This window comes from Janthinobacterium sp. OK676, from assembly GCF_900103595.1.
In the GTDB taxonomy this organism is placed as follows: Bacteria; Pseudomonadota; Gammaproteobacteria; order Burkholderiales; family Burkholderiaceae_D; genus Janthinobacterium.
The window spans coordinates 372,588-394,235 of record NZ_FNHA01000005.1; the positions used below are offsets into that span (position 1 = coordinate 372,588).

Genomic DNA, 21,648 nt, shown 5'->3' on the forward strand with positions numbered 1-21,648 from the left:
CTGTAGCAATGGCGCCTGCGGGCGCCATTTTTTTTGTGTCAAAGAAAACAACGCTTGCCTGCAAAACGCATTATAATTTTTCGATAATTTCTTTATGGAAAGTTTCTCATGCATTCCCTGCGCCTTTGTTCCCTCGCCGTTCCCCTCGTCTTGATGTTGAGTGCCTGCGGCGGAGGCGGCGGCAGCAGCGACAGCGCGCCCGTCGTGACGCCCGTGACGCCAACCGGGCCGGCCGGACCCACGACGCTGGTCGCTTCGTCCACGGTCGCGAACCGCTGCGAGGCGCCGCGCAGCGGCAGCAGCATCGACAAGCCGGGTACCCTGCTCGATGAGCAGACGTGGGTGCGCAGCTGGGTCGATGAAACGTATCTGTGGTACCGCGAAGTGCCGACCACCTACCTGCCGCAAAGCTTTGCCACGGCCAAGGCGTATTTCGATGTGCTCAAAACAACGGCCACGACGGCGTCCGGCAAGCCGAAGGACCAGTTTCATTTCACCTACACGACGGCCGAATGGGAAGCCTCGCTCAATGGCGTGGAGCTGGGCTACGGCATGCTGCTGGCGCTGACGCGCACCACGCCGCCGCGCAAGGCCGTGGTCACGATCGTCGAGCCGGGCTCGCCGGCGGCACTGGCGGGCTTGCGGCGCGGCGACGAGCTGCAAGCGGTCGATGGCGTCGATTTCGTCAATGCCCCTGACGCTGCCAGCGTGAATATCATCAACGATGGCTTGTTCCCGCAAGCGCAAGGCACGCACACGCTGGCGTTCAGCCGCAACGGGACACCCATCTCCGCGCGCCTGCAGGCGGTGGAAGTGAACACCAGCGCCGTGCAAAACGAGCGCATCATCGACACGCCCACGGGCAAGGTGGGCTACCTGACCTTCAACACGCACAACAATGTGGCCGAACGCCAGCTGGTCGAGACCATGCGCCGCTTCCAGGCGGCCGGCATCAGCGATCTGGTGCTCGACGTGCGCTACAACGGCGGCGGCTACCTCGACGTCGCCAGCGAGCTCGCCTACATGATTGCTGGTCCGCAAATTACTGCCGGCAAGACCTTCGAGCAGGTGCTGGCCAATGACAAGACGCGGCCGGAAGCGCCCGTGCCATTCCATGCGCAAAGCCAGGGCTTTGCCGGGCCGAATCCCCTGCCCAAGGGGACGCTGTTGCCCTCGCTGGGCCTCAAGCGCGTGACTTTGCTGACCACGGGTAATACCTGCTCGGCCAGCGAAGCCATCATCAACGGCTTGCGCGGCGTGGACGTGCAGGTCAACCTGATCGGCGGCACGACGTGCGGCAAGCCCTATGGTTTCTATCCCACGCCGAACTGCGGTACCACGTATTTCGCCGTGCAGTTCCAGGGCGTCAATGCCAAGGGCTACGGCGACTTTGCCGATGGCATGGCGCCGACCTGCGACGTGACGGACGATTACCAGCACCAGCTGGGCGATCCGGACGAAGGCATGCTGGCCGCGGCGCTGCGCTACCGCAGCAGCGGCAGCTGCACGCCGGCGACGGGGGCGATCAGGCTGTTGAGTTCGATGGAGAGTCCGGCCGACACGGCCGCGCGGCTGCTGCGCCCGGCCTACAAGGAAATTGCCATCATTCATCCGTAAAGCGCATGCTTCTGCCATGGGCCTGTCCATGGCCCATGGCGTTTTCCTGCTCAAAATCTTTCTATATAACAATTTTGGTATATAGAAAGATGAATCCATTCGTTCTGTAATTGCTGGCATCTTGATATCTTTCGCCTTCTCCCTAACCTTGAGAAGCGCAAAGATGCCTATACAATTCAAGTTACCACCGCTCACCATAGCCGTACTGGCCATCCTGGGCGGTTCCGCATGGCAGGCGCACGCGCAAACGCAAGCGCCCGCAGCGGATCAGCAGCCGGCGGCCACCCCGCCAGCCGTCGTGGTCACCGGTTCGCGGATTCCCCGCGCCAGCCTGGAGGGACCGTCGCCCGTCACCATCCTGACCGGCGATGAAATCACCAAGCAAGGCTATAAGAACGTCTATGATGCCCTGAGCAACCAGGTGCAGAACAGCGGTTTTACGCAAGGCGAAGACTTTGGCAACACGTTCACGCCATCGGCCAATACCATCAGCCTGCGCGGCCTGGGCCCGAACCACACCTTGATCCTGTTGAACGGCCGCCGCCTGGCCGACTTCCCCGTCGCCTATGAAGGCACGGTGAACTTCACCAACCTGGCGAATATCCCGTCGAGCATCGTCGACCGCATCGAAATCCTCAACGGCGGCGCTTCGGCCATCTATGGCTCCGACGCGATCGCCGGCGTGATCAACGTCATCCTGAAAAAACAGACGGAAGGCTTTGACGTCAACGTCAAGGCGGGCACCACCACGCGTGGTGGTGGCGGCAACCAGCGCGTGCAGCTGACGGGCGGCGGCAATTTCGACAAGCTGCATACCCTGTTCAGCGTGGAGCTGAGCCAGCGCGATCCGCTGTCGAGCCTGGAGCGTAACTTCATGTCCACCCGTTCGGGTACGCCGACGAACATCGCCTCGCGCCGCGCGGTGCAGGCGGGCACCTCCGGCACCTACGTGGACCTGGGCGACACTTGCAGCCAGTTCGGCGACCTGTTCGGCGGCAGCGTCGTCAAATACCAGGCGAAGAACGGCAGCTATTGCGCCAGCCCGAAAGTGGGCCCGACCTACTGGACCACGCAAACGAAGAACCGCAGCCAGAACGTGTTTGGCAGCGCCAATTACGAGCTGTCGCCGGAAACGACCCTGTTCGCCGACTTCCTGATCGGCAAGAACTCGACAGAGAACAATACGCGTGGCCCGACGTGGACGTCGTCATCGACGGGCAGCAGCTATTTCAAGAACCAGAACACGGGCAAGTATGAGGCATGGACGCGCTATATCTCGCCCGAGGAAATGGGCGGCGTATCGCGCTACAACCGCAAGTGGGACGACCTGGCCACGGCCATCTCGCTGGGCGCCAAGGGCCGCATTCCCGGCACGTCGTCGTGGCAGTATGAAGCGAACTACAACGCGTCGCTGTACAAGAGCGAAAGTCATACGCCGCGCGCGCTGGCCAATATCGACAGCTTCTTCCTGGGCCCGAAACTGGGCGCGGACGCGAGTGGCGTACCCATTTATGCACCGGACCCCGCGCGCCTGTCGCGCCGCTTGAGCGCCGCCGAGTTCGACAGCATCACGGGCAATTCGGACAGCGACGACAAGGCCTGGACGAATACCCTGAGCCTGGCCACCAACGGCGACCTGTTTCAGCTGCCGGCCGGCGTGGCGAAGATCGCCACCATCGCCGAGGCGGGTAAGCAGGGCTTCAGCAACGTGCCCGATGCGCGCCTGAACGACGGTTATTTCAACGTCGCCACCAGGTCCGACGTCACGGCCGGCACGCGCACGCGCTACGCGCTGGGCGCCGAGATCAACCTGCCGCTGCACGAGAAGCTGACCGGTACCCTGGCCGGCCGTTATGACCGCTATAACTTTGCCGGCCGCAGCGATGGCAAGTTCACCTACAACGGCGGCCTGGAACTGCGTCCGACGCGCGAACTGCTGTTCCGCGCCAATTACGCCACCAGCTTCCGCGCGCCGGACATGAACTACATCTACAAGGCGCGCGGCACGGGCTACTATTCGAGCACCACCGACTACTACCGCTGCGGCGTCGCCGGACAGGCCATCGAGGACTGCGACTACGCGAACAAATCGCCGGGCGCCGACTATGTGCAGAACGGCAGCAAGGATCTGCAGTCGGAGAAGGGCAAGTCGTTCGGCGTGGGCGCCGTCTGGTCGCCAAGTTCCAATTTCGACGTTTCCGTTGATTACTGGAACATCAAGATCGACGACCTGGTGACCAACCTGAGCGCCGACAAGATATTGCGCGACGAAGCCGATTGCCGTCTGGGCAAGACCGACATCAACTCGCCGACCTGCGTCGACACCCTGAACCGCGTGGAACGCTTTGCGGCCAATGCGCTGAACCGTGCCGGCGAAATCAAGACCATTACGGTCAACCCGATCAACGCGGCCAAGAAAAGCACCAGCGGCGTCGATGTCAGCCTGAAATATCTGCTGCGCACGACGGACTACGGCCGCTTCGCCTTCAAGGCCAACTACGCCAAGGTGCTGAGCAAGAAATCGCAGCAGTTCGCGGGCGACGAAGAGATCGACGAGCTGAAGGACCTGAGCAGCACGGACTGGCCCGACAAGCTGAACCTGAGCGTCAACTGGAGCGCAGGCGACTGGTCGAATACCCTGCTGGTGACCCGTTACGGCAAGATCCCGAACGCTGCCGGCACGGCCTACCTGACGCCGACGGCCCTGGCCAACATCAGTACCGTGTACCGCATCAACGACCGCGCCACCCTGTCGCTGATCATCAACAACGTCCTCGATACGGTCAAGCGCGACAACAGCGGTGGCTGGCCGTACTACCCGGTCGGTAATTACAGCCCGCAAGGCCGCCAGGGCTGGGTCGAATTTAACTACCATTTCGGCTCGTAATTCACGTTTGCCGAAGCACAGCCGGGACAGCCAACGCTGTCCCGGCTTTTTTATTTTCCGGTGCGGTTTTACGCGCGCCACCGCCCTATAATTGCCCGCTTGTTCTCTCTCGATGGAGTTTGACCCATGCTACGCCACGCCCTGCTGTCCGCCACCTTGTTGTCCACCATTGCCTTGCCTGCGTACGCCGCCTCGCCGTTGAGCACGGTGGCCGAACGCTCCGGCTTTTTGCAGACGGGCCGTTATGCGGAAGTGGAAGCCTTGTGCCGCCAGTTCCAATCGCGCTATCCGAAGCAGGTGCGCTGTATTGAATTCGGGCGCACGCCGGAAAACCGTCCCATGCTGGCGCTGGCCGTCTCCAATACGGGCGCCCTGACGCCGGCCGAAGCGGCGCGCCGCAAGCTGCCCGTGCTGCTGGTGCAGGGCGGCATCCATGCGGGCGAAATCGATGGCAAGGATGCGGGCTTCCTCGCGCTGCGCGAAGTATTGGAGGGCAAGGCGGCGCCCGGTGCGCTCGACAAGCAGGTGCTGCTGTTCGTGCCCGTGTTTAACGTCGACGGCCATGAACGCTTCGGCCAGTGGAACCGTCCGAACCAGCGCGGTCCCGTGGAAATGGGCTGGCGCAGCACGGCGCAAAACTACAATCTGAACCGTGAATACATGAAGGCCGATACGCCCGAGATGCAGCACATGCTGGCGCTGGTGAACGCCTGGGATCCGCTGGCCTATGTCGACCTGCACGTCACCGATGGCGCCCAGTTCGAACCCGATATCTCGATCCAGGTTGAACCCGTGCATGCGGGCGACGCGGCCTTGCGCGTGGCTGGCACGGCGCTGCGCGATCAGGTCCTGGCCGACCTGGCCAAGCAAGGTTCGGACCCGAAGCCGTTCTATATTTCGTTTGCCGAGAACGACAATCCGCAATCGGGCTTCGTCGATTCGGCGCCGAATCCGCGCTTCTCGCATGGCTATTTCCAGCTGCGCAACCGCTTCGGCATGCTGGTGGAAACCCATTCGTGGAAGGATTATCCGACCCGCGTGCGCATCACGCGCAACACCATCGTCTCGCTGCTGTCGCAGGTGGCGCAGCATGGCGCCCAGTGGCGGCAAACGGCGCTCGAGGCGGACGCGCGCGCCGCGCAGCTGGCCGGCACCACCTTGCCGCTCACGTATAAAACGACGGACAAGAGCCGCATGATCGCGTTTCGCGGCTATGCCTACACGCGCACGCCGTCCGAGGTGTCGGGCGCGCTGATGACGCGCTACGACGAAACCACCCCACAGATCTGGAACGTACCCCTGCGCGACGAGATCGTGCCCGACCTGCAGCAGGCCGCGCCCAAGGCCGGCTACCTGGTACCGGCCGCGCAGGCGCAGATGGTGGCGGCCAAGCTGCGCCAGCATGGCGTGTCCTACCAGGTATTAGCTACCGCGCCGGGCAGGCTGCCGGTCGAAACCTTCCGCGCCACGGCCGTGAAATTCGGCGCGCAGTCGTTCGAGGGACGCCAGACGGCGGCCGTGCAGGGCGACTGGCAGAAAGAGGAGCGCGTGGTCGCTGCGGGCGCGCTGTACGTGCCCGTCAACCAGGCCAAGGCGCGCCTCGTCGTGGCCCTGCTCGAGCCGCGCGCGCCCGATTCCCTGCTGGCCTGGGGCAGTTTCAATACGGCCTTCGAGCGCAAGGAGTACATGGAAGAATACGTGGCCGAAGACGTGGCGCGCGCACAGCTGGCGGCCGACCCGGCGCTGGCGGCGCAGTTCCACGAAAAGCTGGCCAGCGATCCCGCGTTCGCCAGAGACCCGGCCGCGCGCCTGGAATTCTTCGCCCGCCGCCACGCTTCCTGGGATGAGCGCCTGAACCTGTATCCGGTGCTGCGCACGGATGTCGCGCCGGTACTGAAGTAAGACAAGCCGCGCGGCCTTGTGCATTTGTAAAGTGCGCGGTGCGGCACAATGATATTGTGCCAGCTTCCCCAACCCGGCTTCCATTGGAGCACCAGCGCATGCCGCAGCAAACACCGAAAAAAATTCTCCTCCTGAGCGTCTCGGCCGGCGCCGGCCACATGCGTGCGGCGCAAGCCATCGAGGCGCATGCGGCGCGCGATGACGGCGCAGGTCCTGCGGCGCTGGCCCTGCATCTCGACGTGATGGATTTTGTGACGCCCGCCTTCCGCAAGCTGTACACGGATTTTTATATCAAGCTGGTCAACAAGGCGCCCGCGCTGTGGGGCTATCTGTACCATGCCACCCATGACGCGCCCAAGGATAGCTCGATGCAGCGATTGCGCCGCGGCGTCGAGCGCCTCAATACGCGCGCGCTGATGACGCGGATCGCCGCCTTCCAGCCGGATGCCATCATCTGCACGCATTTCCTGCCGGCCGAACTGCTGTCGCGCGCACTGCGCCAGCGGCAATTGGCTTGCCCCGTGTGGGTGCAGGTCACCGATTTCGACCTGCATCGCATGTGGGTGCACGAACACATGCAAGGCTATTTCGCCGCCACCGACGAAGTGGCATTCCGCATGCGCCACGAAGGCATCCCCGCCGAGCGTATCCACGTGACGGGCATTCCCATCATGCCCGCGTTCGCGCAAGCGCCCGGACGCGTGCAAAGCGCGCAGGCGTTTGGCCTCGACCCGCGGCGCACGACGATCTTGCTGATGGGCGGCGGAGCGGGCCTGGGCAGCCTCGAGACGGTGGCCGCGCGCCTGCTGGCGCTGCCAGGCGACTTCCAACTGATCGTGCTGGCGGGGAAAAACGCCGCCGCGCTGGCGGCGCTGCAGGCGCTGGCCGGCCAGTATCCGGGCCGCCTGCTGGCGCAAGGCTTTACCGGCGAAGTCGAGCGCCTGATGGCGTGCGCCGATCTGGTGATCACCAAGCCCGGTGGCCTGACCACGTCCGAATGCCTGGCCCTGGGCTTGCCGATGATCGTCAACTCGCCGATTCCCGGCCAGGAAGAGCGCAATGCCGACTACCTGCTGGAGCAGGGCGTGGCCCTGAAGGCATTCGATGCCGTCACCCTGGAATACCGCGTGCGCCTGTTGCTCGATCATCCCGGGCAGTTGCAAGCCATGCGCGCCAAGGCGCTGGCCCTGGGCCGCCCGCGCGCCGCCCTGGACGTACTGGGGCAGGTGCTGCGCACTGGTGCCGTTCTTCGTTAACAAGGAAGCCATGATGCTGCATGAAGTACTTTTGATTCTCGCCCTGGGGCTGGCCGCCGCGCCAGCCGGCGCGCAGACGGCGGCAACGCCGGAACGCCACGCGGACTGGGCCACGCCGCTGCCGCAGGTGTCGAACCTGCACCAGGTCACCCCCGTTCTGTACCGCAGCGCCAGGCTCGATAGTCGCGACGTGGCCCAGCTGCAGGCGCTGGGCGTGAGGACGGTGATCAGCCTGCGCTCCTTCCATTCCGACACGCAGGTACTCGAAGGCAGCGGCATCCGCGCCGTGCGCATCCCCATCAATACCTGGGCCATCCGCGACAAGCACGTGATCGACACCATGCGCAGCATCCGCGCGGCAGAGCAGCAGGGACCCGTGCTGCTGCATTGCCTGCACGGCGCCGACCGCACGGGCATGATGGCCGCCATGTACCGCATGCTGTACCAGGGCTGGCCGCGCGAGAAGGCGATCGACGAACTGAAAAATGGCGGATACGGCTATCACGCCGTGTGGAAAAATATCGAAAGCTACCTCAAACGCGTAAATGTCGACGAGATACGTGCGCGCATCGACGCTCCGCAGCCCTGATCCCCGCTGGCGCGCCACTTCAGGCATGATTGCGATTCCAATCACGTTTTTCCGGAATCCGCATGGAACACCACAGCTTTCTCATCAACATACTGTTTTACCTGGTCGCCGCCATCATCATGGTGCCGCTGGCCAAGCGCCTGGGCATGGGCGCCGTGCTGGGCTACCTGGTGGCCGGCGTCGTCATCGGACCGTGGGGCCTGGGCCTGATCAAGAATGTCGAGGTGATCCTCAGCTTTTCCGAATTCGGCGTGGTGCTGCTGCTGTTCCTGATCGGCCTGGAGCTCGAACCGAAGCGATTGTGGCTGCTGCGCCGGCCCATCTTCGGCTGGGGCGGGGCGCAGGTGGGCGTCGTCAGCGCGGGACTGTGCGCCGTGGCCATGGCCTTCGGCGTGGACTGGCGCACGGCGCTGGTGGGGGCGCTGGGGCTGTCGCTGTCGTCGACGGCCATCGTGCTGGCCACCCTGGGTGAACGAAAATTGATGAGCACGCCGGCCGGTTCCGCCGGCTTTTCGATTCTGCTGTTCCAGGATATCGCCGCCATTCCCATGATCGCGCTGGTGCCGCTGCTGGGCGGCCTCGTCACGCACAGCGGCGAGCCGGGCTGGCTGCGCGTGGCCAAGCTGGCCGCCGTGCTGGCGGCGCTGGTGATCGGCGGGCGTTTCCTCGTGAACCCCATCCTGCGTTTCATCGCCAGGACGGATTTGCGCGAAATCTTCACGGCCTTCGCCCTGCTGCTGGTGATCGCCATCTGCGTGCTGATGGAATCGGTGGGCCTGTCGATGGCGCTGGGTACCTTCATGGCGGGCGTGCTGCTGGCCGATTCCGAATACCGGCATGAGCTGATCAGCGATCTGGAACCGTTCAAGGGCCTGTTATTGGGCCTGTTCTTCATCGCCGTGGGCATGTCCGTCGATTTCGGCGTGCTGCGCGCCCAGCCCTTGCTGATCCTGGCCCTGGTGGCGGGGCTGCTGGTGGTGAAAATCGCCTTGCTGTACCTGCTGTCGAAGTTCGTCGACATTCCCCGCGGCCAGCAGCTGTTCTTTGCGCTGCTGCTGTCGCAGGGCGGCGAATTCGCCTTCGTCGTGTTTGCCGCCGCCGAGGCCGCGCACGTGTTTGCGCCGGAGACGGCCGCGCTGCTCGTCGTGGTGGTGACCCTGTCGATGGTGGCCACGCCCTTGCTGCTGCTGGCGCATGACAAATTTGTCGCGCCGCGCCTGCAAGGCGAAAAGAAGCGCCGTCCCGACGATCATATCGAGGCGCAGGACAATCCCATCGTCATCGCCGGCTTTGGGCGCTTCGGCCAGATCATCGGCCGCCTGCTGGCGGCCAACAAGATCGGCGTGACGGTGCTCGACCACGACCCGGATCAGATCGAGCTGCTGCGCAAGTTCGGTTTTAAAGTGTTTTATGGCGACGCCACGCGCGTGGATTTATTGGTGGCGGCCGGCATCGAAAAGGCGAAGGCGCTGGTGATCGCCATCGACAACGTGGACGACAGCCTGGCGCTGGTCGACGCCGTGCGCCTGCGCCTGCCCGAACTGACGATACTGGCGCGTGCGCGCAACGTCACGCATTACTATGAATTGATGAAGCGGGGCGTGACCCTGATCGAGCGCGAGACGTTTGCGGCGGCCCTGCTGCTGGGCGAACAGACCTTGCGCCAGGTGGGCTTCAGCGCGGAGCGGGCGCAGCGCGCGGCCGGCATCTTTGGCCGCCATAACCTGAAAACCTTGCTGGAAGTGGCGCCGCACTTCCAGGACCAGCAAAAAGTCATGTCCCTCACGCGCCAGGCGCGCGAGGAGCTGGAAGACATGTTCGAGAGCGATGCGGCGGCGTTTGCGGCGGCGGAAGTGGAAAACGGTAGGTCGGATTAGCGGTGAATCCGCGTAATCCGACACCTTGTTGGCGTTATTGGTGGTGTCGGCTTACGCGCTTTGCGCTAAGCCGACCTACGGTTGGCCTCAGCTTTATTTACCCCGGCGACTCTCAATCGCCTCGATCTGGTCCATGATGCCGTTCATGCGCGCCACCAGCGCCTGGTAGGGTTTCGGCGAAGCCAGGTCGACGCCGGCCGCCTTCACGAGATCGTACGGGTAGGCCGAGCCGCCCGAACCGAGCATCTTCAGGTAGGCGGCCAGCGCGCCCGGTTCCTTGTCGAGGATGCGCTGCGCGAAATCCTGCGCCGCCGCGATCGAGGTGGCGTACTGGAACACATAAAAGCCGTGATAGAAATGCGGCACGTAGGCCCATTCCAGCGCGTAGGCGGGATCGATGGTCATGACGCCTTGCGCTTCGCCGTGGTAGCGCTTGAGGATGCCGGCATAGATGGCCGTGATCTCTTCGCCCGTCAGCGATTCTCCCTGGTCCACCTTGCCGTGGATGGCCGCCTCGAATTCGGCGAACATGGCCTGGCGGAAGAAGGTGCCGCGCAGGTTTTCCAGCGCCGCGCCCAGGTACAGCAGGCGTTCGTCGTCATCCTTGGCCTGCTTCAGGCGCGCGTCGAGCAGCAGCGCCTCGTTCGTCGTCGAAGCGATTTCCGCGACGAAGATGCTGTATGGCGCATAGATCGACGGCTGCGCCTTGTTGGCCAGCACCGAGTGCATCGCGTGGCCCCATTCGTGCGTCAGGGTGCTGACGGCTTCGTAATTGTCCGTGTAATTGAGCAGCACGAACGGATGCACGTCGTACGCGTCGCCATTCATGTAGGCGCCCGCCACCTTGCGCGGGCGCGGATACACATCCATCCAGCGCGCGTCCACCGCGGCGCTCAATGCCTTGACGTAGTCGGGACCCAGCGGCGCGGCGGAGTCGAGCATCATCTGCTTGCCTTCGGCCAGCGGAAACGTGCGATCGCTTTTGAGCAGCGGCGCATAGATGTCGTAGTAGGCCAGGTCCTTGACGCCCAGCATGCGCGCGCGCAGCTTGAAGTAGCGGTGCAGGGTGGGCAGGTTGGCGTTGGTTTGCGCGATCAGGGTCTGGTAGACGGCCGGCGGCAAATGGTCGGCGTCGAGCGCGGCGCTTTGCGAGTCGGCATAGCGGCGCACTTTTGCATACGCGGCGTCCGTCTTCAGCTGGCCGTACAGGGTTTCGCCGAACGTGCGTTCATATTCCTTCCACTTGCCGAAGAAGGCGTCGAATACCAGCTTGCGGTCCGCGCGATTGTCGTCGTCGCGGTACTTGGTATAGGCCGCCTGGTCGAGGCGTACTTCCTTGCCGTCCGATAATTTGACTGTTGGCCACGGGATTTCCGCATTGGCCAGGGTGCGGTAGACGCTGGCGGCCGAGCCAGTCGCCAGGCCGAACTGCGCCACCAGCTGTTCGCCGGCCGCGTCGAGCGTATGCGGCGCGCTGCGCAGCATGTTACTCAGTTGAAAGCGGTACAGCTGCAAGCCCTTGTCCTTCGCCAGCATGGCGTCGATGCGCCTGCTGCCCAGGGCGAGGATTTCCGGCTGCAGAAAGGTCGTCGCCTGGCTGAAGTCGTTGCCCAGCAGGGCGGCGCGCTGGTTCAGCTGGTTGCCCTTGCTGTCGCCCGTATCCTGGTCGTAATACTGCGCCGCATAGGTGGTCAGCGTGTTGACGCGCTTGCGCGCATCGGCGTACAGGTCCAGGCAGCCTTTCAGGCGGGTGCCCAATTGCCCCTTGCAGGCGCCCAGTTGCTGCAGCTGGGCCGCCAGCTTTTTCGCGTCGGCGTCGAACGCGGCGTCGTTTTGATACAGCGCCGTCAAATCCCAGCGGTCGGCCTGGCGGTCGGTGGGCGCAGGGGCGGCAGAGGCGGTGGCAAGGCTGAAGGCCAGCAGTGAGAACAGCAGGGGGCGCTTGAGCGCGGATGGCGTCATGGTTCATTCCAGTGAGGTTGTCGGAAGAATGCGTGCTGACCGCCGGGCAGGAATGCGCGCGTGACACATCGCGTACCGGCAGAGCTGACTACGGTACATCAAATGGACGCTGGGGGAAAGAGAGGGATGCCGCCACCTGGGCGGTGGCGGCGAAACAACAGGAGCTTGCAACAGGAGGATTACAGCGGCTGCAGCGGAATCGTGCCGAACGTGGTCGGCGTCGAGCATGGCTCTTCGTCGAAGGCGATGTCGCCCATGGGGTTGGCCACGCCGTCCGCCTTCAAGTCCTTGAAACCGAACAGTTTGGGGTCCATCAAATGCGACGGCGCCACGTTCGACAGGGCCGAGAAGATGCTTTCCACGCGGCCGGGGAATTTCTTGTCCCATTCGCGCATCAGGCCCTTGATCTGCTTGCGCTGCAGGTTTTCCTGCGAACCGCACAGGTCGCACGGAATGATGGGGAAGCCCTTCACTTCCGCATAGCGCTGCGTGTCCTCTTCCTTCACGTAGGCCATCGGGCGGATGACGATGTGCTTGCCGTCGTCCGATTGCAGCTTGGCCGGCATGCCTTTCAGTTTGCCGCCGAAGAACATATTCAGGAAGAACGTTTCCAGGATGTCGTCGCGGTGGTGGCCCAGGGCGATCTTGTTGGCGCCCAGCTCGTCGGCCACGCGGTACAGGATGCCGCGGCGCAGGCGCGAGCACAGCGAACACGTCGTCTTGCCTTCCGGGATCAAACGCTTGACGATGCTGTAGGTATCCTGGTTTTCGATGTGGAAAGCCACGCCCAGTTCCGTCAGGTAGGCGGGCAGGATTTCCGGCGGAAAGTTCGGCTGCTTCTGGTCCAGGTTGACGGCGACGATATCGAAGTGAATCGGCGCGCGTTCGCGCAAGGTCATCAAAATGTCCAGCAGCGCATAGCTATCCTTGCCGCCGGACAGGCACACCATCACCTTGTCGCCCTCTTCGATCATGTTGAAGTCGCCGATGGCCTGGCCCACCAGGCGGCACAGGCGCTTGTGCAGCTTGTTGTTTTCCAGGGCGATCTTTTCCGCCTTCTTGCGCGCCAGTTTCTGCGCTTCCACGTTGGCCGGAATTTCCACGGCGGTTTCCATGACTGCGGTATCGTTCATATTGCTCATACTTCATCCTTGATCTTGAATACTTCCACGCCCACGCCTTCGCAGTCGGGATACACGTCCGGTTTCATCGACGACACGCGCGCGGCGCGCACGCGCGGGTGCGCCAGCATGGCGGCGAGCACGTCGTCGACGAGGCTTTCCTGCAGCTGCACATGGCCTTGGGCCATGCGCCTGGCGATGGTTTCGCGCATGAAGTCGTAGTCGACCACCTCTTCCAGCTGGTCATCCTTCGGCGTCGACAGGGCCAGGGGAATGTACAGGTCGACGTTGATGAGGACGCGCTGCTCGCCCTTTTTCTCGAAGTCGTAGACACCGATGTTGATGAGGACTTCGTAATTGCGCAGGAACAGCCGGCGGCAATCGGCCAGGCGAGGGTGGGACAGGGCGGACGACATAGTTTTACCTTTTAGGGGATGCTGGAATGCTGGTTGTTTGGTGTGGCTGCTGATTATTTGGTCAAAAACATGACGTCGCGCGGCAAACCGATCAGATGCTGGCCGCCATCGACCAGCAGGGTCGTGCCCGTCAGCGCGCGCGCGCCGGCCACGTAACAGACGCTGTCGGCCACATCCTCGGGCGTGCTGGAGCGGCCCAGCGGCGTGTTTTCATGCGCCTTGGCAAAGTTCGCTTCCGTCTGCTCGCCGGAAACCATGGTGATGCCGGGGGCGATGCCCACCACGCGCACTTTCGGCGCCAGCGCCTGGGCCAGCATGGTGGTCGCCGACAGCAGCGCCGCCTTGGACAGGGTGTACGACAAAAAATCAGGATTGAGATTGTACAGTTTTTGGTCCAGCAAGTTGATGACCACGGCCTGGCCGCCTGCCGGGGTGGCCTGGTACAGCGCTTGCGCCAGCAGGATGGGGGCGGCCAGGTTGGCGTGCATGTGGGCGTCGAGCGCGGCGACGGAAAAATCGCCGGCATTGTCGTATGCAAACAACGATGCGTTGTTGACCACGCAAGTCACTGGCCCCAGCGCCGCCTGCACCTGCGGCAATAGCTGGCGCACGGCGTCTTCCTGCGCCAGGTCGCAGGGGAATGCGTGCGCGTGGCGGCCCAGCGCGATGATTTCCGCCACCAGGCTCTGCGCTTCCTCGCGCGAGTCGCGGTAATGGACGGCGATATCCCAGCCGTCGCGCGCCAGGCCCAGCGCGATGGCGCGGCCGATGCGGCGCGCGGCGCCCGTGACGAGGGCGACGCGGGGAGTGCTGTCGAATGGCGTTGTCGTTGCTTCTGTCATGTCTTCGCTATGGTTGAGATATTCGGTGGACGCCACACTGGCGGCATGCGCCGCCGATTCGCTACAATGCGGGAATGTCTCTTCCCGCACCCGATAGCGACGCGCTGGCCGCGTCCCATGCCTTGCAGCACCAGATTGCCGCTGAAATCGCGCGCAATGACGGCGCCATTCCCTTTGTCCGCTTCATGGAGCTGGCGCTGTATGCGCCTGACCTCGGCTATTACAGCGGCGGCGCCGCCAAGCTGGGTAAAGATGGCGATTTTACAACCGCGCCGGAGATTTCGCCCCTGTTCGGCGCCACCCTGGCCCATGTGGCAGCCGCTATTATGGCGCAAACGGCCCCGCGCATCCTCGAATTCGGCGCCGGCACGGGCAAGCTGGCCTTCGATATCCTGACGGAAGCGGCGCAGGCCGGCATCGCGATCGAACAGTATGCGATCGTCGAATTGTCCGGCGAATTGCGCGCGCGCCAGGAGCGGGCGCTGGCCGCCTTCCCGCAGGTGGTGTGGCTCGACGGTTTTCCCGACAGTTTCGACGGCGCCGTGTTCGGCAATGAAGTGCTCGACGCCATGCCCGTCAACCTGATCAGCAAGACGCCGGCCGGCTGGTGCGAACTCGACGTCAGTATTGCCGACGGCCAGTTCGTGTTCATCGAGCGTCCGGCCGGCGCCGACGTGGCCGCGCAGATCGCCGCCCAGGTGCCCGGCGCGGACGACTTGCCGGTCGGCTATGTCAGCGAAATTCATGGCGTCGCCTGCGGCTTCATGCGCTCGCTGGCGCAGATGCTGACCAATGGCAAGGGCGGCGCGGCCGTGCTGTTCGATTACGGTTTTCCGGCGCACGAGTATTACCTGGACTTGCGCGCCACGGGCACCCTGATGTGCCATTACCGCCATCACGCCCACGCGGAACCGTTTTATCTGCCCGGCTTGCAGGACATCACGGCCCACGTGGATTTTACGGCCATGGCGGTGGCGGCGCAGGATGCGGGCCTCGACGTGCTCGCCTACATGAACCAGGCGTCCTTCCTGCTGGGTTCCGGTATCGGCGACTTGCTGCTGCGCACCGATCCGCAGCAGGTCAAGACTTACCTGCCGCAGGCCAGCGCCGTGCAAAAGCTGGTGTCGCCGGCCGAGATGGGGGAATTGTTCAAGGTGCTGGTGGTGGGGCATCAGGTGGCGTTGCCGCAAGCGTTGTTGTCGAGTGACCGCAGTCACCGCCTGTAAGCGCCGGCAATATCAAGGCAGGGCAGTTCCGCCCTGCAATTTCCTGTCCGCCGGTGGTTATTATCTTGTCATATCGTATATGATGACCGACACAGCACGGTTCCATCCTGCAAGAACCCGTCGCCGCGCACCGATTTCAAGATAGAACGATGGGAAAGATACATACACACTATGACAACCTGAAAGTGGCGCGCCTGGCGCCGCAGGAAGTCATACGTGCCGCGTATAAAGCCCTCAGCCAGAAATACCATCCAGACAAGAATCCCGGCGACGAAAAGGCGGCCCGCATCATGGCCATCCTCAACAGCGCCTACGGCACCTTGTCCGACCCGCAACGCCGCAAGGAGCACGACGAGTGGATCGCCGCCGAGGAATGGGAAATCGAATGGCTGGAAAGCACCCACCAGGAAGAAGGCAAGAGCCGCGATGGCCGCGCGAAAGGTCATGCCCAGCCGCATGAGCACACGTGGGCGCAGGATGTGCCGCCGCCGAAGGGCAAGCCGCGGCGCGGCATGCAGCCCATCTGGCGCAACTGGCGCTGGTGGCTGAGTCTGCTTGTCTGCCTGCTGCTGGGCTGGCTGGGCGCCTTGCTGATGCTCGATACCTCGCAGCCCATGCCTGCCGCGCTGGCCTCGGCCTGGAGCGGCCTGGCCCGCGATGGCGCTGCTCCCCCTGCGCCGGAGGCCGCGCCGGCGCCATCGAAAGGCGAGGCCGTGGCAGTCGATAGCTGGGCCGTGGGCAAGCCGTATGCGGCCGAACCCGCGCAAGCGAAGGCACCCGAGATCCGCGTGCTGGCCGTGGCGCAGTTGAGCCTGAAAGCGAGCCGGCCCGCCTGCGATGGCGTGGGCCAGGCCGATTCGGCGGCGCTGGTGGCGCCGAATGGCGAGCCATGGCCGGCGCGGTCCGGCTATGTCGATGGCTTCCCGATCGGTAACAAGGGCGATGAACTGGTGTTGACCATCGATAACAGCGGCAATGCCGCGCCCGTCTTCGTCAAGCTGTATGACCAGGAGCGGCGCTCGAATGTGCGCTACCTGTACATCCTGGCCAATGACAAGCTGACGGTGGAACAGCTCAGCGCGGGCAAATACGAAGTGCGCTACCAGGCCGTCGGGCCTGGCCAGGACAATTGCGGCGGCAACACGCGCAGCGGCGCCTCGATACCGGCGCCAGCGCCCGCCGCGGGAGAGGGCGGTACGCAGAATCCTGTTGTAAGCAGCATCTAATCTGATTATGCTTGATATGCGTCAACGCAGCGTCCACATCGAACTTATCCCTTAGGAGTATTCATGACCGACCTCAAAGCCGATGCAGATGATAACTGGCTGCTCGACGAAGATGAGCCGGTGGCCAGTCCCTCCGGGCTGGCCGCGCCCGACCAGCGCCTGTGGCGTGTCCTGATCGTCGATGACGACGTCGATGTGCATGCGGTCACGCGGCTGGCGTTGCGCAATGTCAGTTTCAAGGGCCGCGAACTGGAACTGTTTTCCGCCTACAGCGGCCGCGAAGGGTACGAGATCTTGCGCGACACGCCCGATATCGCGCTGGTGCTGCTCGACGTGGTGATGGAAACGGATGACGCGGGCCTGATCCTCGCCAAGCGCATTCGCGCCGACCTGAACAACTCCATCGTGCGCGTCGTGCTGCGCACGGGCCAGCCGGGCCAGGCGCCCGAGCAGCGCGTCATCATCGAATACGACATCAACGATTACAAGGCCAAGACGGAACTGACGACGCAAAAGCTGTTTACGACCGTCATTTCGGCCCTGCGCGCCTACGAGAGCCTGATGATGCTCGAGCGCAGCCGCATCGGCCTGGGCAAGATCCTCGCCGGCGCCACCAATCTGTACCAGATCCATTCGCTGCGCGAATTTGCTTCCGGCGTGCTCAACCAGGTCAGCGCCATCCTCGACGTGGGCGCCGATGGCGTGCTGTGCCTGATGCAGGGCGGCGCCGGGCGGCCCGAGGTGGTGGCGGCCACGGGCACGTATGCCGTGCTGGCCGAGTCCGAAGCGATGCCGGCCGATCACGCGCTCACGCCCACCATCGACAAGGCCTTCGCGGAAAAGCGCAGCCAGTTCGAGCATCCGGCCAACGTGCTGTTCATCCATACGGAAGGCAACCGCGAACTGGCCATCTCCGTCACGCCGCCGTGGCCGCTGGCGCAGATCCAGCGCGACTTGCTGGAAGTGTTTTGCCAGCGCATCGCCGCCGCCTTCGACAACCTGTACATGTTCGGCCAGCTGCGCAAGGCGCAGGAAGCGACCGTCGTGGCGCTGGCCGACCTGGCCGAGTTCCGCGACAGCGACACGGGCGGCCACGTGCGGCGCGTGCAGCAATTGTCCGACGCCATCGCCCAGCGCATGCAGCAGCGCGGCGCGTATGCCGACGAGCTCAGCCCGCAGCTGCTCGACATGATCGGCCTGGCCAGCATCCTGCACGACGTGGGCAAGGTGGCCACGCCGGACGCCGTGCTATTGAAACCGGGCAGGCATACGGACGAGGAACGCACGCAGATGCAGCTGCACGCCAGCGTCGGGCGCACCATCCTCGAGCGGGCCGCCAACATGGTCGACGGCGTCAGCTACCTGACGTACGGCGCGCAGATTGCCGGCGGCCACCACGAACACTTCGATGGCGCCGGCTATCCGAACGGCCTGAAGGGGCGCGACATTCCCGTGGCCGCGCGCATCGTGGCCGTGGTCGACGTCTTCGATGCCTTGCTGCACGAGCGGCCCTACAAGGAGCCGTGGCCGTATCCGCAGGTGCGCGAATACATCGAACAGCGCAGCGGCAGCCAGTTCGATCCGGAAGTGGTGGCGGCGCTGCTGGACCTGATCGACAACGAGCCGCAACTGTGGCATCCGGAGCGCGCCACCGCTTGAGCCGCAACCGCGTTGGCGCTTTTCGGCACGCCGCCATTCCCTTGCGCGCGGCGCCGTCATATACTCGGCAGCCTCATGCTGGCCGGCGCCACGCACCAGTGTGGCGCGCCGCGGAGTTTTCGGACATCACGACATGAAAGAACTCAAGGGCCTCAGCGCACTGATCATCGAACCGCATCCGGGCATGCGCGCCAGCCTGCACAATATGCTCAACCTGTGCGGCCTGGCGAAGATCGACGACGCGGCCAGCTCGGGCCAGGCGATCCGCATGCTGGGCAGCAAATCGTATGATCTGATCCTGTGCGAATACGACCTCGACGGCGGGCAGGATGGCCAGCAGATGCTGGAAGACTTGCGCCACCACAAATTGATGCACGCGTCGACCATGTTTTTCATGGTCACGGGCGAAGGCAGCTTCGCCAAGGTGGTCAGCGCCGTCGAGCTGTTGCCCACCGATTACATCCTCAAGCCATTCACTGCTGACAACATGCTCGAGCGCATCGGCCGCGCGCTCGACAAGCGCAATGCCTTCGTGCCCGTGTATGCATTGATCGACGTGGGCAATGAACGCGCGGCGATCGTCGCCTGCGCCGAGGGCGCGAGCCTGTATCCGCGCTACGCCACGGATTTCCTGCGCTTGCGCGCGGAACTGCATCTGCTGCTGGGCGAGGCGACCGACGCCGAGCCGATCTACGCAGCCCTGTACGAGAGCAAGTCCATCGGCTGGGCGCGCCTGGGACAGGCCAAGACACAGTTCCTGCTGGGCGAGTACGAAGCGGCGCAGGGCATGCTGGAAGGGCTGCTGGACAACAACAAGCGTTTTCTCGATGCGTATGACTGGCTGGCGCGCACGCATCTGGCGCAAGGTAAACCGGAACTGGCACAGGCCGCCCTGAGCGAAGCGGTGGCCCTGTCGCCGCACGCCGTGCGCCGCTTGCGCCGCCTGGGCGAGGCGGCCCTGGCGGCCGATGATATCGACATGGCGGAAAAAGCCCTCAAGCTGGTGGTCAGCAAGGCCAAGTATTCGGAATTCCGCGATCCGGAAGACCATGTGCGCCTGGTGCAGACCCTGGTGCGCAAGGGTGACCCGCTGCAGGCGGGCGCCGTGATCCGCGATCTCGACAAGTCGATGGGCGGGCAAAAGAATGCGGAACTGTGCAGCGCCCTGTGCAGCGCCATGCTGCATGCGCAGACGGGCAACGAGGAGCGTCTGCAGCAATCGTTGGACGCGGCCCTGGCCGCCAACCGCCACAGCGTGGGCGGCTCGAACATGCTGAAAACCGAGCTGGCGCGCCACTGCCTGGCGCACGGCCGCGAAGATGGCGCGGCCGAGGTGATGCGCGAAGTCATGCGCAACGCGCCCGACAGCGCCGCCATGACGCGCGCCATGGCCGTGTTCGAACAGGCCGGGCGCGAAGAGCTGGCCAAGGCATTAGCGCGGCAAAGCCGCCAGGAAGTGGCCGATATGGTGGCGGCCGGCGCCGCCAGGGCGGGCGAAGGCGATTTCCGCGGCGCCGTCGACCTGATGGGCGAGGCCGTCACGCGCCTGCCCGACAATCCGCAAGTGGTCTTCAATGCGGCCGTTGCCGTGCTGAAATGCCTGGAGCACGAGGGCTGGGATGAGCGCATGGGGCAGCAGGCGCTGACGTTTATCGCCGGTGTGCGCCGCCTGGACCCGCGCAACCCCAAATTGCCGGTGCTGTCGGGCCTGCATCAGCAGTTGTTGCGTAAATATAAGCCCTTGGGCAACACCTGGATGCATCCGCCTGACGCACGGTGAACGGGAGAAACGGCGCGAATGACGGGAAAATGCGGCTTGCGGGCAGGGAAGATAAAAAAAATGCGAAAAAAGCCGACTTTTTCGCGCCAACCCTTGCACATTCTCAAATCGGGAGCTTATAATCACGCCCCGAAGCAGCCAACTTCTTCTTTATACGCAAATGCAGCAGTCAGGCATCAGTAAATAAGGTTGACAGTTGTGAGTAGATGCTTCATACTCTGCGGTTCCCGCGGAGGGGTGGCCGAGTGGTTAAAGGCGACAGACTGTAAATCTGTTCTCTATGAGTACGCTGGTTCGAATCCAGCCCCCTCCACCAAGTTTTTGCAAGGAAAACTGGGTAGTAGCAAAAAGCAAGTGAAGAAAAGTGAACGATACCTCGCGGGTGTAGCTCAATGGTAGAGCAGAAGCCTTCCAAGCTTACGACGAGGGTTCGATTCCCTTCACCCGCTCCAGTTTCCGTTCAGATGCTTGATGCATCGCATGCAACAAATTACAGCCCTTGTAGCTCAGTGGTAGAGCACTCCCTTGGTAAGGGAGAGGCCACGTGTTCGATCCACGTCAAGGGCACCAGAATTCGCAGCAGGCAGCACAGAAGCAATTCAAACCAGACCGTCGGGCGTGTGCCTGAGCAATCTAATCAAATCATTAGGAGTTCAAAATGGCAAAAGGTAAATTCGAACGGACCAAGCCGCACGTCAACGTCGGCACCATCGGCCACGTCGACCACGGTAAAACCACGCTGACCGCTGCAATCGCAACGGTTCTGTCGAAGAAATTCGGCGGCGAAGCTAAAGCATACGACCAGATCGATGCGGCTCCAGAAGAAAAAGCGCGCGGTATCACGATCAACACCGCCCACGTCGAGTACGAAACGGAAACGCGTCACTACGCGCACGTTGACTGCCCAGGCCACGCCGATTACATCAAAAACATGATTACCGGTGCAGCCCAGATGGACGGCGCGATCCTGGTGTGCTCCGCAGCTGACGGCCCAATGCCACAGACCCGCGAACACATCCTGCTGGCCCGCCAAGTTGGCGTTCCATATATCATCGTGTTCCTGAACAAGTGCGACCTGGTCGACGACGCAGAGCTGCTGGAACTGGTTGAAATGGAAGTGCGCGAGCTGTTGTCGAAGTACGAATTCCCAGGCGACGACCTGCCTATCATCAAAGGTTCGGCACGTATGGCGCTGGAAGGCAAAGAAGGCGAAATGGGCGTTGACGCAGTGCTGCGTCTGGCCGATGCGCTGGATGCTTACATCCCAACGCCAGAGCGCGCTGTTGAC

15 protein-coding genes and 3 tRNA genes are annotated in these 21,648 nt (G+C 63.5%); 14 read left to right on the forward strand and 4 right to left on the reverse strand.

The window, feature by feature from the left end:
* Positions 1–108 precede the first annotated feature (108 nt).
* The 6 genes from BLU39_RS13155 (at position 109) to kefC (ending at position 10,128) form a co-directional block, all read left to right on the forward strand.
* Positions 109–1,617, forward strand: coding sequence for a S41 family peptidase (locus tag BLU39_RS13155; RefSeq protein WP_092713591.1), 1,509 nt, complete (start codon positions 109–111; stop codon positions 1,615–1,617).
* A 163-nt stretch (positions 1,618–1,780) separates the two neighbouring features.
* Positions 1,781–4,504 (forward strand): TonB-dependent receptor plug domain-containing protein, encoded by a 2,724-nt coding sequence (locus tag BLU39_RS13160; protein WP_092713593.1) that lies wholly within the window; start codon positions 1,781–1,783, stop codon positions 4,502–4,504.
* 126 nt (positions 4,505–4,630) lie between these two features.
* A complete protein-coding gene (locus BLU39_RS13165; protein WP_092713595.1) occupies positions 4,631–6,406 on the forward strand; it encodes a M14 family metallopeptidase in 1,776 nt (591 codons plus the stop codon).
* 98 nt (positions 6,407–6,504) lie between these two features.
* On the forward strand, positions 6,505–7,662 hold the full coding sequence (locus BLU39_RS13170) for an MGDG synthase family glycosyltransferase (protein WP_175539284.1): 1,158 nt from the start codon (positions 6,505–6,507) through the stop codon (positions 7,660–7,662).
* A gap of 10 nt (positions 7,663–7,672) precedes the next feature.
* Complete coding sequence (locus BLU39_RS13175; RefSeq protein WP_254788964.1) at positions 7,673–8,251, forward strand: tyrosine-protein phosphatase; 579 nt, start codon at positions 7,673–7,675, stop codon at positions 8,249–8,251.
* Positions 8,252–8,313: 62 nt separating this feature from the next.
* Positions 8,314–10,128 carry a glutathione-regulated potassium-efflux system protein KefC gene (gene kefC / locus BLU39_RS13180; protein WP_092713597.1) on the forward strand — a complete coding sequence of 605 codons (1,815 nt, stop codon included), beginning with the start codon at positions 8,314–8,316 and terminating at the stop codon, positions 10,126–10,128.
* Positions 10,129–10,221: 93 nt separating this feature from the next.
* Here the strand turns inward: kefC and pepF are convergent, their stop codons facing one another.
* From pepF to BLU39_RS13200, 4 genes are all read right to left on the reverse strand, one after another.
* On the reverse strand, positions 10,222–12,090 hold the full coding sequence (gene pepF, locus BLU39_RS13185) for an oligoendopeptidase F (RefSeq protein WP_092713599.1): 1,869 nt from the start codon (positions 12,088–12,090) through the stop codon (positions 10,222–10,224).
* Between the two features lie 179 nt (positions 12,091–12,269).
* A complete protein-coding gene (ttcA, locus tag BLU39_RS13190; RefSeq protein WP_092713671.1) occupies positions 12,270–13,205 on the reverse strand; it encodes a tRNA 2-thiocytidine(32) synthetase TtcA in 936 nt (311 codons plus the stop codon).
* A gap of 23 nt (positions 13,206–13,228) precedes the next feature.
* On the reverse strand, positions 13,229–13,627 hold the full coding sequence (locus tag BLU39_RS13195) for a dihydroneopterin aldolase (RefSeq protein ID WP_092713601.1): 399 nt from the start codon (positions 13,625–13,627) through the stop codon (positions 13,229–13,231).
* A gap of 53 nt (positions 13,628–13,680) precedes the next feature.
* Positions 13,681–14,469, reverse strand: coding sequence for an SDR family oxidoreductase (locus BLU39_RS13200; RefSeq protein ID WP_092713603.1), 789 nt, complete (start codon positions 14,467–14,469; stop codon positions 13,681–13,683).
* Positions 14,470–14,543: 74 nt separating this feature from the next.
* On the opposite strand from BLU39_RS13200, the gene BLU39_RS13205 reads away from it, so the two are divergent.
* The 8 genes from BLU39_RS13205 to BLU39_RS13240 form a co-directional block, all read left to right on the forward strand.
* Positions 14,544–15,695: a class I SAM-dependent methyltransferase gene (locus BLU39_RS13205; RefSeq protein WP_092713605.1), complete on the forward strand. Its 1,152-nt coding sequence runs from the start codon at positions 14,544–14,546 to the stop codon at positions 15,693–15,695.
* 149 nt (positions 15,696–15,844) lie between these two features.
* Positions 15,845–16,921 carry a J domain-containing protein gene (locus tag BLU39_RS13210; RefSeq protein ID WP_092713609.1) on the forward strand — a complete coding sequence of 359 codons (1,077 nt, stop codon included), beginning with the start codon at positions 15,845–15,847 and terminating at the stop codon, positions 16,919–16,921.
* Positions 16,922–16,984: 63 nt separating this feature from the next.
* A complete protein-coding gene (locus tag BLU39_RS13215; protein ID WP_092713611.1) occupies positions 16,985–18,580 on the forward strand; it encodes a DUF3369 domain-containing protein in 1,596 nt (531 codons plus the stop codon).
* A 133-nt stretch (positions 18,581–18,713) separates the two neighbouring features.
* Entirely contained in the window at positions 18,714–20,360 is a 1,647-nt protein-coding gene (locus BLU39_RS13220) for a tetratricopeptide repeat-containing response regulator (RefSeq protein ID WP_092713613.1), read from the forward strand.
* Positions 20,361–20,591: 231 nt separating this feature from the next.
* Positions 20,592–20,676, forward strand: a tRNA-Tyr gene (locus BLU39_RS13225).
* A gap of 62 nt (positions 20,677–20,738) precedes the next feature.
* Positions 20,739–20,812, forward strand: a tRNA-Gly gene (locus BLU39_RS13230).
* A gap of 43 nt (positions 20,813–20,855) precedes the next feature.
* Positions 20,856–20,930, forward strand: a tRNA-Thr gene (locus BLU39_RS13235).
* Positions 20,931–21,018: 88 nt separating this feature from the next.
* Positions 21,019–21,648 (forward strand): GTP-binding protein (locus BLU39_RS13240; RefSeq protein ID WP_139178259.1); only part of this gene is annotated, 630 nt, incomplete at its 3' end.